The sequence below is a fragment of the Bacillus seohaeanensis genome, assembly GCF_042684945.1.
GTDB classification, from domain to species: Bacteria; Bacillota; Bacilli; order Bacillales; family Bacillaceae_B; genus Rossellomorea; species Rossellomorea seohaeanensis.
Genome location: NZ_JBHUMF010000035.1, coordinates 113,608 through 125,530, shown reverse-complemented (window position 1 = coordinate 125,530; position 11,923 = coordinate 113,608). Strand labels below are relative to the sequence as shown.

12 protein-coding genes are annotated in these 11,923 nt (G+C 37.3%); 7 read left to right on the top strand and 5 right to left on the bottom strand.

Translation table 11 applies throughout. From position 1 onward, the window contains the following. Positions 1 to 237: 237 nt before the first annotated feature. Complete coding sequence (locus ACFSUL_RS20955; RefSeq protein WP_377938296.1) at positions 238 to 804, top strand: transposase; 567 nt, start codon at positions 238 to 240, stop codon at positions 802 to 804. 75 nt (positions 805 to 879) lie between these two features. On the opposite strand, the gene ACFSUL_RS20950 is transcribed toward ACFSUL_RS20955, so the two are convergent. The 3 genes from ACFSUL_RS20950 to ACFSUL_RS20940 all read right to left on the bottom strand — a co-directional run bounded on the left by ACFSUL_RS20950 (position 880) and on the right by ACFSUL_RS20940 (position 4,874). Beyond that, on the bottom strand, positions 880 to 2,517 hold the full coding sequence (locus ACFSUL_RS20950; RefSeq protein WP_377938295.1) for an alkaline phosphatase: 1,638 nt from the start codon (positions 2,515 to 2,517) through the stop codon (positions 880 to 882). Between the two features lie 445 nt (positions 2,518 to 2,962). After that, positions 2,963 to 4,195 carry an efflux RND transporter periplasmic adaptor subunit gene (locus ACFSUL_RS20945; RefSeq protein WP_377938293.1) on the bottom strand — a complete coding sequence of 411 codons (1,233 nt, stop codon included), beginning with the start codon at positions 4,193 to 4,195 and terminating at the stop codon, positions 2,963 to 2,965. A gap of 13 nt (positions 4,196 to 4,208) precedes the next feature. After that, complete coding sequence (locus ACFSUL_RS20940) at positions 4,209 to 4,874, bottom strand: hypothetical protein (protein ID WP_377938291.1); 666 nt, start codon at positions 4,872 to 4,874, stop codon at positions 4,209 to 4,211. A 642-nt stretch (positions 4,875 to 5,516) separates the two neighbouring features. Between ACFSUL_RS20940 and ACFSUL_RS20935 the strand changes: the two genes are divergently transcribed. The 5 genes from ACFSUL_RS20935 to hutH all read left to right on the top strand — a co-directional run bounded on the left by ACFSUL_RS20935 (position 5,517) and on the right by hutH (position 9,431). Continuing rightward, a complete protein-coding gene (locus ACFSUL_RS20935) occupies positions 5,517 to 5,669 on the top strand; it encodes a hypothetical protein (protein ID WP_377938289.1) in 153 nt (50 codons plus the stop codon). A 291-nt stretch (positions 5,670 to 5,960) separates the two neighbouring features. After that, the gene (locus tag ACFSUL_RS20930) at positions 5,961 to 6,224 is read left to right on the top strand and encodes a transposase (RefSeq protein WP_377938287.1); all 264 of its coding nucleotides are present in this window, start codon (positions 5,961 to 5,963) and stop codon (positions 6,222 to 6,224) included. 335 nt (positions 6,225 to 6,559) lie between these two features. Next, positions 6,560 to 7,054 carry a hypothetical protein gene (locus ACFSUL_RS20925; protein ID WP_377938285.1) on the top strand — a complete coding sequence of 165 codons (495 nt, stop codon included), beginning with the start codon at positions 6,560 to 6,562 and terminating at the stop codon, positions 7,052 to 7,054. A gap of 230 nt (positions 7,055 to 7,284) precedes the next feature. Then, a complete protein-coding gene (hutP, locus tag ACFSUL_RS20920; protein ID WP_377938283.1) occupies positions 7,285 to 7,734 on the top strand; it encodes a hut operon transcriptional regulator HutP in 450 nt (149 codons plus the stop codon). Between the two features lie 164 nt (positions 7,735 to 7,898). Beyond that, complete coding sequence (hutH, locus tag ACFSUL_RS20915) at positions 7,899 to 9,431, top strand: histidine ammonia-lyase (protein WP_377938281.1); 1,533 nt, start codon at positions 7,899 to 7,901, stop codon at positions 9,429 to 9,431. A 45-nt stretch (positions 9,432 to 9,476) separates the two neighbouring features. Here the strand turns inward: hutH and ACFSUL_RS21385 are convergent, their stop codons facing one another. Continuing rightward, entirely contained in the window at positions 9,477 to 9,701 is a 225-nt protein-coding gene (locus tag ACFSUL_RS21385; RefSeq protein ID WP_449237063.1) for a hypothetical protein, read from the bottom strand. Between the two features lie 111 nt (positions 9,702 to 9,812). Next, entirely contained in the window at positions 9,813 to 10,133 is a 321-nt protein-coding gene (locus tag ACFSUL_RS20905) for a hypothetical protein (protein WP_377938277.1), read from the bottom strand. 532 nt (positions 10,134 to 10,665) lie between these two features. On the opposite strand from ACFSUL_RS20905, the gene ACFSUL_RS20900 reads away from it, so the two are divergent. Further along, positions 10,666 to 11,547 (top strand): helix-turn-helix domain-containing protein, encoded by an 882-nt coding sequence (locus ACFSUL_RS20900; RefSeq protein ID WP_377938275.1) that lies wholly within the window; start codon positions 10,666 to 10,668, stop codon positions 11,545 to 11,547. The last annotated feature ends 376 nt before the right edge of the window (positions 11,548 to 11,923 follow it).

Below are 11,923 nucleotides of genomic sequence, written 5' to 3'. Positions count from 1 at the left end.
CACCTCCCATCAAACGAAAAATCCCATCTTTTTATTATAACGTAAAAAGGAAGCGGAAAGAAATGGGGGAAGCGGGATTGCAGGACAGATCTGTTCCTGGAACAAAAGCGGTAGTTTGTGCCAGGAACAAAAGGAGAAGAACGTGCCAGGAACAAAAAATAAAAAAGTTGTTAAATTAGAAGGAAAATGAAGGAGAATGCAGAATAACTTTAATGATAAAAATGAAAGGGTGATCAAATGCCGAGAAAACGGAGAGAATACTATCCTGGGGTCATGCTCCATGTTACTGCAAGAGGGAATCGCAAACAGGAAATATTCAGAAAAAAAGAGGATTATTTGTACTATTTATCTCTTATCAAGCGAGCCCAAGAGAAAACTCCATTTTATCTTCACTCCTACTGCCTTATGACAAATCATGTTCATCTCCTAATCGAAACCATCGAACATTCTCCTTCAGATATAATCTTATTTATTCATTCCATTTACGCAAGATATTTCAATCGAAAATATGAATTGGTAGGTCACGTTTTTCAGGAGAGATACCACGCAACTTTAATAAAAAGTTGGAGGCACATGTTAGATACAAGCCGTTATATTCATTTGAATCCAGTAAAAGCCAACATGACAAACAGACCCGAAGAATATCCTTGGAGTAGTTACAGGGCGTATATAAGTAAGACATCTAAAGACACCATAGTTCATACAAAGAGGCTTCTTCGTGAGATGACTAATGGTTCCAAGGAGACTTATAAATTTTACGTAGAATTAAATATAAAAGAGGGCAGTGACGATTTTAGAAGTTAATGGTAGTAATTGTTCCTGGCACAGACAGCATACATTGTGCCAGGAACAGAATTGCCCACTGAAATTCTTCATCCCTCAAAAATCCACGTGCACATAAAATCCATCCCCACTATAAACATTCACACTCTCAAGCAACACTTTATTCCCGTTCCGCAAATAGTAGTTTTTATTCTCCGGAAATTGCAGTTTTTCCGAACCCTTTATAGCTGTAAAAATAGGATTATCCTTATCTTGTTTATCTATTTTGACTTTGTATCCTTTTTTCTTAAAGTATGTCATAGCATTAATGTACCACTCATCATACCTTTTGGAGTGTAAGGGAATCCCCAAATACTCCGAGATAATTAGCGGGATGTGTGTATTTTCTATTAAACCGGTAGGCTTGCCTGGGCCGTATGCATACAGAAAGATATCTTCCCCGCTGTGCCCGTGGGTGGTAAAACCTAAGTGGGCACGTTTAGCCATCATTTTTACCATGCTGTCCTCGATTGTTTCCAAATCATCGGCTTCTTTGATTTTGCAGTATTCTGCTTTTGACAGGTCATCTAGTCCATACGTCGTGAGAACTTTTTTTAAATTGGAGCGGTCTTTTTTTAATTGCGATGTAGCTCCTTTTACGGTTAGCTCTGCTTTTTTTAGCGGTTTAATAAAATTCCCGGCAGGCTGATTAAAATAATCTTTATTTGTACTGCTGTTACCGATTGTTAACCCACTGTTGCCATGGTCTGTAACAGCAATAATCATGGTGTTTTTGTCCTTTTTGGCAAAGTCCAACGCTTCTCCAACAGCATCATCAAAGCTAAGAACCTCGCTTATCATGCCGATAGGGTCATTTTTATGTGCTGCCCAATCGATCTTGCTTCCTTCTACCATAAGGAAAAATCCATTTTTGGAGCTGCTCAACGACTCGATTGCTTTTTTCGTCATTTCAGCTAAAGATGGTTGATCGGGGTGAAGTGTTTCGCGATCGAATTCATACGAGATATCTTCATTGGCAAACAATCCCCAAACCTTATCGTTTCGCACATCTTTTTTTAAAAGTTCCTCACGGGTTTTCAAAAGGGTATACCCATTTGTCTTTACCTCTTTTAACAAGTTTTCACCATCCGTTCGGCTTACCTCGCGAGTTTTCAGCATGCCGTCGTCATTTTTTACATTATCCTCTGCTTTTGGATGAAGCCACGCCTTTCCTCCGCCGAGTGCGACATCGAGGTTTTGGTAAACTTGCTGTTCCCCAATATCACTAAAATCGTTGCGGTCATTTACATGAGAAGAAAACGCGGCGGGGGTAGCATGCTGTATTGGAGAAGTGGAAACAAGCCCAGTAGAATACCCATGTAAATGTGCTGCTTCCAACACGGTCAGGACTGGTCGTGTATCTTTCCGACCTGAAATAGGAATCATGCCTATATAATCAGCAAGTGTTTTATGGCCAGTTGCCATTGCAGTGCCCGCTGCGGCGGAGTCGGTGATAGCCGATTGAGCAGAATACGTTCGCACTCCTCCAACGACAATACTATCTAGGTTTAATGAACTCCCTTTATACCAACGGGAAAGTGTAACAACATCAGAATTAGTGCCGTCCATGATGAGCAGGATAACGTTTTTCGTTCCAGTAGCGGACGCTTGAAGGGAGAAACAATTAGAAGGGAGGGCAATAAGAAACACAGAAATAAAAAGGATAATAAGAGCTGACTTTTTTAATAGGTTCATGGAAGCAACTCCTTTCTTCTACTTAGTATGATGCGAAAAAAGGGGAGTATGTAGATTAAATGAAATGCTTAACTTTTAATTTGTTATTTGTTCCTGGCACAGACCGTTGTAAATGTGCCAGGAACAAAAGGCCGTAAATGTGCCAGGAACAAAAGACCGTAAATGTGCCAGGGACAAAAGGCCGTAAATGTTCCAGGGACAAAAAGCCGGAAACGTGCCAGGGACAAAAAGCTGTAAATGTTCCAGGGACAAAAAGCCGTAAATGTTCCAGGGACAAAAAGCTGTAAATGTTCCAGGGACAAAAAGCCGTAAATGTTCCAGGGACAAAACCCTGTAAATGTGCCAGGAACAAAACCCCCGCATTTGTCCCAGGAACAAACAAATCAGCACCCAAACACCCAAACAAAAAACTGACCCTCAGAAAGAGAGTCAGTTTCATTCCATATTATTTTCTTTCTAAAATCCCCATCAACAAGTTTTCCATAACAAATGGCTCTTTTAATTGTTTTTTCCAGTCTTTCCATTCGACTTTAGACCAATTTAGCGGTGTGATAAAGCGGACATCATTTGTTAAGTAATGATAGTCAGAAGGGTTTACAATATAGTGTTCCCCTTTTTCAACACCTGAAGTAATCTGTTGTTTTCCTTCGACAACAAGGCCTGTTTTGACTTCTTTTCTTTTTACAGTACCCTTATCGGTGAGTACCCAGATGTATTCTTTATCGCCAAGCTTTTCGATACTTATTTCAGGGACTGCTAGCACGTTTTTCACTTCTTCAAGGATAATTGATACTTCAACATGGTGGCCAGGTAAAAGTTTGCTTTCATCCTGAATGGTTACAGTAAAAGGATACGAACTTTCCTTTTCTACAGCAGGATCTTGTTTTGGAAAAGAGGAAATTTGTGAAATTTCTCCCTTTAACGTACCGGATTCATTTTTGGAACGTATCCGTGCTTGCATTTTTTCTTCTACTTCAAGTGATTCTGTTTCTGTTAAATCACCGTTGACGACAGGTGTTGCAGAAGCAATCGTAATTAATGGATTATCAATCTCGTGGGAAAGATTTTTTACAATTCCAGCAACAGAACTTTGAACGGTTAAGCTAGACTCATAGGAATCTAAATCAGATACTTGTCGTTCAAGATTATCGATTTGATTTTCCAAACGGCTTACTTCGAACTCTTTTGAAGCAATTTCTTTTTCGATGGAAAACTCTGTTTCCATAGCACTGGCTTCTAGAGGGATTTTCTCCTCTTCATTGGAAACAGATGGAACAGAACGCTCGAGATCTTCTAAATCATCAATATGATCTTCGATACTGTCGATTTCATCCTCTAGTTGATCAATATCTGATTCTAACTGGTTTCTTTGAGCTTCCAGGTCGGTTGCTTCATATTGAAAAAGCGGCGTGCCAACTTCTACTTCGTCTCCTTCTTTGACAAGGAATTCAGCGAAGGTTCCAAATTCATCATTAAAGTAAATAGGTGTTTCTTCTTCGGAAGTAACGACACCTTCTTTAGCGAGTGTTTTTGTCAAATTGCTTTGCGTTACTGACTTCCAAAGGTCCGTATGAAGTAGGCGGTCTACTCTGCTGTTTTCTTTTTCAATTAGGAAAACATTCACACCAATAAATAATAGGATTGAAATTGTCACTAAAATATAAGTACGTTTTCTCATTCTCATCACTGCCTTATAGTAAACTTGAAAAATCAATATAGGCTAAAAATGCTGTTATACACCAAAAAACGAGATTATAAAGAAGAAGCGTGCCCCAAATAACCCAATTCTTTTTGGCAAGTAATCTTTTCAAGCCTTTATATTGAATAAATAATGTCCATATTTTAAATAGTGAAATACATCCTAAAAAGTAAATGACCCAGCTGTTAGAAGTAATATATTGTGATAGCACTCCTAAAGAAAAAGGAGAGGAAAACCAGTTTAAAGAAAGATAAAGTGCTAATGGGATAAAGGTTAGTTTTTCAATTAATAAGATAATTAATGTTAAGCCTTGAACGACCACTAGTTTGCGATATTCTGCTTCCTCTGAAAGTGTCCAAAAAAGTAGCGATGGAATGAACAAAATAATTCCTGCATACAACAACCCTAATAGCACGCGGCCAATAAAAAAGTAAAATTTTTCTGTCTCAAAAGCAGTAGGGGATAAACCAACTAGCTCTTTGGATAATGAATTCATTCCAATTCCAAAGTGAGCGACTAAACCGTAGACTAAGCTTGAGAGTATAAATAATAGGAAAATTCTAAGACGATAGCCTTTTAAAACCTCTGCTTCTTTTAGCTGGTAAAAGAAAATCGATGGCTGTCTTAACCCCTTGATTAATTTGACTTCATTCTGCATGAAATTTTGTCCTCCAAATTTATAAAAGTCCTCTTCCTATTCTATCGAAAAATGAAGAATGTTTCCATATAATGTAGAATATTAGTAGAAGAATAATAAAAAATGTCGGAAAACCGACGCTATTATCGCCTTATACGTTATAAGTTAAGTAGGTGACCCCTACGATGAGATAATTATACTGAAAAATATACTAATATAACTAGCCGTTTTTCTTTGGTATGTTTTATTTTTACTTCCTCAAGTGCTAAAATTTTCATCCCCTCCGCTACCTCGTTGCCTCAGTAGCAGGATAGTTAGTGATTTTAGTCTGTGGTAAACTGCCAACTTAGTAGGGTCACCTTGATATTTACTCTTCGGGTGTTGCCACAGAACCTAGTCATTTCATCAGTTAGTAATGCAATCTCCCTAACCTAACTGAAGTTCCACCTAGTAAAATTAAGGTTTTTATACCTTTGCGTCACCATTTTCAATTAACTGATAAGTGTAAGGTATTTACGACAAAATTTAGCCAAAATTTGCATTTCCAAAAGTCATAGTTTTCTGATATTGTAGATTCATCAGTTACATAATCTCGTTTTGTGTAATATATTGTGGTAATGAATTAAATTACTGCAAATCTACCCAGGAGGATCTAGAGAAAAAATGGTAAAAAAAGCAGAAGAGAAACAACTATTAAGCCTTATGGAAAAAGCATTCACCCAAGCAAACAACGCCAACATGGACACAAATCAAATGATCAACTGGCTAAAACAAGAACTCGAAATCCAATACACACAAAAAACAAAAGCACTCTAGGTTCTCCTCGGAAACCAGAGTGCTTTTTTGCATTACCATAGCAGGGGACGGACCGCCTCAAAAAAAATTTACTAAATAATGCAGGAACCCCCAAAAATTTGTCGAATAGTATACTTCTACAAATCTAAAAGGAGTGATTCAATGCCTCGAAATCCACGTAACTGGACCCCCGGCACCACCTACAACATTACAGCGAGAGGGAACAGAAAAGAATGTATTTTCTTTCCACCGTTTGATAGACAGAAATACTTACTTTATCTTCAGGATACACAATCCAACTAGCGATTCGCCTTGCATGCGTACTGCCTTATGTCTAACCACCTTCACTTGTTAGTTGAAACAAGCCACATTCCGATACATCAAATTTTCCGAATCCTTCATACAAGATATGTTATTTATTTTAATAGGAAATATGGCCTTGTTGGCCATATTTCTCAAGGAAGATATAGGGCATCTAAAATAGATATCTCTGCCTACTTTATCTCTGCATCTAGATATATCCACCGCAATCCTTTAGAAGCTAATCTCACTTCCAACCCTGAAAACTATCCATGAGGCAGTTATGCCTCGTATGTTACATCCCAACCCAATCCTTATATTAGTAAAACAAGAACACTTGCCTATTTTCCAACTCCGCCGGAAAGGTATTATAGAGAATATGTGGAGAAACAGGAGTGCGAAAAGGATAATCATCAAGATATAAGCAATGCATTTTAAAATATAATTAAGTGAAACTAGAAGATGGAAATAGTTGTATTATATTAAAAAAATAACGGTAATATTACAAATATGTAACAAATACAAAATATTACAGAAAAACGTAGAAAATTGTCGTAAAATGGAATTGTGAAAATATTAAGACTATAATAATAGTCCAAAAGGAGGAAAAAATGAAACGGGAATTTATGATTGTATTCGAGGATTGGAGTAAGCTTAAAAATACTCTTGTTACAGGGAAAAAATATTCAATAATATTTCAAGGTAAAAAGTATAATGACAAACTAGTAGCAGTCTATAGTCCACCAATATTTTCTGATGCTTTAGAGAGTATTATATTGTCAGACTTAGTCATGGAATCTGCAAAGTTTCCTACAGCCTATGCTCTTCCAATAAGCTTTGAAAATCCAATTCCATTTAAATATGTTCATTTTGACCAAAATCAAACGCCAAAAGATTATTTAATCGTTTTAGAAAGAAATCCAGAGGTTAATATTAATATTGTCTCCACAAGTCCTGAGGCTCCAGAACCTACACCCACTGAGCGAATGAACATCTTATCCTACTTGCAATTAAAAAAAGACAGCAGGACAGTCAAATACTTAACGTACAAACCTAACAGCAAAAAGCCGCCTAATAGCAAAACCTCAAAAAAAGATACGGAATGAAAAATGAAAGAACGATCCTGCCCCATAGGATTGTTCTTTCCAATTTAAAGGTTCGTCCCTCCGCATCTACCCTTACCTCTACCCCTAAGTCCCCTTTATCACACTACCAAACTACCTCTCTAAGTTTCTAAAATCAGTAGAAATTTCGTTGACACCTGTCTTTATCAGCACATACAATAAAGATGAGTTATTAGTCAATTTAGAATTTTTCTATTGAGGTGCGGATGCTTTTGGTAAACATAGTAGATCAGAACCGCATAGGTAAAAGTGCGATGCTACTTCTATTAGTGGATAGAGAAGAGGAAGAGTGGAATCGTGAATTCAATGAGTTAAATTGGAGCTATTGTACTGGAAAAATCGGTTCGATGGATAGTCAGAAGGTTGTTGCAGCAATTGAAACAGCCGCCAAACGAAGCGGCTTGGTGAGAGGCGATCTCTACCGTGAGATGCATTCGCTTTACCACGCGATTATGGAAGCTCTCTCTGGTGTAACAAGAGGTCAAACGCAACTAGGTGAAGTTTTGCGAACAGTTGGTCTTCGCTTTTCAATCGTAAGGGGAACACCTTACATAAATGAAGAAGAGGGCGAATGGATTGCTGTTGCACTGTACGGAACTATCGGGGCACCAATCAAAGGATTAGAACATGAAACAATTGGCTTAGGAATAAACCATATATAGTGATGAGCCTATAGATACTAGTTAAAAGGAGGCTCGGTCAGGGACACGTTTGTGTCTTTGACCGAGCCTCCTTTTTGTTTCACTTCGGGGGTGTCGCGCTTTAGAGGTCCGTCCCCCACCACGGTAAAGAGCGAAAGCAAAAAATATAGATGAGGTGATTATAGATGGTTGAATTAACTGGAAGTACGTTGAGTTTAGAGGAAGCAAGACGAGTAATTTTTGAGAAGGAATCTGTCTTTTTGTCAGAGGCTAGTATGGTGAAGGTGCAGAAGAGCCGGGAAGCGGTGGAGCGGATTGTAAAAGAGAAGCGTGTCGTGTATGGAATTAATACGGGCTTTGGAAAGTTCAGTGATGTACTCATTGATCAAGGCGATGTCGAGGAGCTACAGTTAAACTTAATTCATTCTCATGCGTGTGGTGTCGGTGATCCATTTCCGGAAGAAGTATCGCGTGCCATGCTGCTGCTTCGGGCAAATGCACTTTTAAAAGGATACTCGGGGGTTAGACCAGTACTAATTGAACGTTTAATTGAACTTTTAAATAAACAGATTCACCCAGTCGTGCCACAACAAGGATCACTTGGTGCAAGTGGTGATCTCGCACCACTATCCCATTTGGCACTTGTATTAATGGGCGAGGGGGAAGTGTACTACAAAGGGGAAGTACAACCGGCACTTCCTGTTCTCACAAAAGAAAGCATCTTTCCAATTCAGCTACAAGCAAAAGAAGGTCTCGCCCTTATCAACGGTACCCAAGCAATGACGGCAATGGGAGTTATCGGTTACCTAGAGGCAGAGGACCTTGCTTATCAAAGTGAAATGATTGCAAGTCTTACCATCGAAGGTCTTCGAGGAATCATCGATGCTTTTGACGAGGACGTTCATATTGCAAGAGGCTATCCACAGCAAGTCGCAACAGCAAGTAGAATTCGAGATTACTTGAAAGATAGCAAACTCACAACCAAACAAGGCGAGTTACGGGTCCAAGATGCATACTCCTTACGATGCATCCCACAAGTTCACGGTGCTTCTTGGCAAACACTTGATTATGTAAAAGAAAAACTAGAAATCGAAATGAACGCAGCAACCGATAATCCACTCATTTTTGATGACGGCAACAAGGTTATTTCAGGAGGGAATTTTCATGGGCAACCAATCGCACTTGCAATGGACTTTATGAAAATTGCTATCGCAGAGCTTGCCAATATTTCAGAGCGGAGAATTGAAAGGCTTGTCAATCCGCAACTTAACGACTTGACACCATTTTTAAGCCCACAGCCAGGCTTGCAATCAGGAGCGATGATTATGCAATATGCAGCAGCATCTCTCGTTTCAGAAAACAAAACACTAGCACACCCAGCAAGTGTCGACTCGATTCCATCCTCTGCAAACCAAGAGGACCATGTCAGCATGGGAACAATTGGATCCCGTCATGCGTATCAAATTCTACAAAACACAAGAAGGGTGCTAGCAATCGAACTCATTTGCAGCCTGCAAGCAGTAGAACATCGTGGAATCGACTTAATGGCAGAAGCAACTAGAGAGTTTTATGAAAACTCACGAAAAATCATCCCTTCTATCACTAAGGACAGAGTCTTTTCCAAAGATATCGAAAAAACAGCTGAAATGCTAACGAGTCTTCACTGGCAACAATATGCAAGAACAAGAAAGTCAGCAATTAAAGGTGGAAACAATTAAGGAAAAGCGAAGGGGTTCCTATATAATGGAATTCCTTTGCTTTTTTTAAAATAATAAAGAAATAACAATTCCTGCATTAAAAGTAGAAGTGGCTGACACGACCGGATCCAAAGATACGTTTAATGGAGTTCTAGCTGTTTCTTTACTAGAAGGGATAAATATAAAGGAAGCATGCCAAATTGCTACAACTGCTGTACCATTATCGGTGACAAACTTGGAGCGCAAGAGGGAATACCGCTGCGAGAGGAAATAAAGTGCTTTAAATACCAAAGGTTCGTCCCTCACTATGGTAAAGTCAAAGGTCTGGATCAGTTTGCGAACATAAAACAGCGTTTATCTAAGGCATTGAAATCCCCTGCAACACAATACAGGGGATTTCAATTAAATAACTGCTTTTTTAATTGGACCTTCATAAAGTTTTATTCCAATAACTTTTAAAAAGTAAAGTAGTTTTGCCATGGAATCTTTTTCATATTCTTTAATCACATTAAATTCTTTAAGGGTGGCAAACTTATTATTTTTTAATATTGTTCGATCATTGTGGTATAGTTCTTTTTCTTCATTGGAGGAAGAAAATTCAGGGTAAGTGAATACTACTGCTTCACCTATTTTGTTTTGCGATAGCTGAAACTGAAAAGTAAAAGCAATAATTAATTCATCATCTAGGTACGAAGGATTAACTTTCATGTCAATAGGATACAATGCAAAGCCCCCTCTCCTTAATTAATATTAACTATAACAAATTATATGAAGAAGGGAATTTTGCGTAAGAGATGTTCTCGGTTGAAAAATACCAAGTATATTAACCTTCATCTTGATTATTTACATGAAATATAACTTTGAGAATATTTCTAAATGCATATATAATGGTGGAAAATAAAGAAGCACTCCCATTTGAGAGTGCTTTCTGACTGTTTATTAATGAATATTTGGTAGTTCGCTTTGAAGAGATGGACCATTTGCAGAATTATTAGATACACCTGCGATTCCAAAAACTAAGAAAGATACAGCTAGAACAGCTAACAATTTCTTTTTCATAGGTATTTCCTCCCTTTTATCTATTCAATAGGATTTGTATGATTAATGCATAACCTTAAAATAATTAAAACATAAATTGTAAAATATTATAATCGCAGTCAACAGTCTTTTTCACTAGTATTTCTCTTTAAAAATAAGGAAAACGACCTGTTTCATATCAAAATATAATTATAGGCATATTTTAAGGGTGGGATTTATGGATTTTACATTAATTGCTAAAAAAATAAAAGAATTAAGAAAAAATGTAGGTCTTTCACAGAAAGAGTTGGCAAAAGGAATATGTACTCAGGCGCAAATAAGCAAGATTGAAAAGGGAGTTGTATTTCCTTACGCCAATACACTTTACTTGATTTCTCAAAAGCTTGGAGTAGATGTTAACTACTTCTTTGATATCGGTATGACGCCAAGGTTGGATTATGTTCAAGAAGTAAACTATCAGTTGAAGATAGCGAGGAGAAACCTTGATTATGAGGATATTAAAGAAATCGTTAAAGCAGAAGAAAATAATCCTCTGTTTACGCAAAATAAGTCAAATCAACAGATTCTTATGTGGCATAAAGGAATTTATGAATATGAATTAGACCAAGACCTAGAAAAGGCAATTGAAACGTTATCAGAGGCAATTAACTTAACACATAACAAAAAGCAAAAAATTTATACTGAAAAGGAAATAGAAATATTAATATCTATTGGGGTTTTCTATTTTAATGAACGGTTAAAAAAATCAGAGGAAGTTTTTAAAGAAATTATGGAAAATGTAGAAATGCTTCCTCATCTGTATGATCATACTATCAAAACTAGAGTGTTTTACAATTATGCAAGAGTATTGACGAGATTAGAGCAATTTACTAAATCCATTCAATATTGTGAAAAAGGTATAGCGTGGTGTATTGAAAAAGATACTATGTTCTTGTTAGGGGAATTACACTATCAAATTGGCTATAACTTTGAATTGCAAGAGAATTACAGAGAAGCACTGAAGTATATGAAAAAAGCTCTAATTGTATTTGAACTTCAAAAGGATGATAAATATATAAGTATAATAAAAGGAAAAATAGAGGAGTTGAATTCAAAGTAATAAGTAGTTTTTTAGATAATCAAAAGAACATCAGTGTGGAATACACTGTTGTTCCTTTGGTTAGTTAGGTTGCACTATCTTTATCTTCTAAACTCTCCTCCCACCAATACTATAACTATATACACTATCAAAAGTGAACAGTTTATCTTATCACACGCAACCGCATAAAAAATAACAAAGGTAATTGTTCCGGCGGTTGGTTTTAGAAAACAGTTTCTGTCAGTGATGAAGGCTCGATAGAAGGAACTGAATGCCACTTGGGACCCGTTACTAATTAACAGATGCCATTAACGTATACAATCAATCCCCTTTGTCTACGCTAACCTATTTCAAGGGGAGAGCAATATGATATTGGGGTTATAACAGCAATCATCGA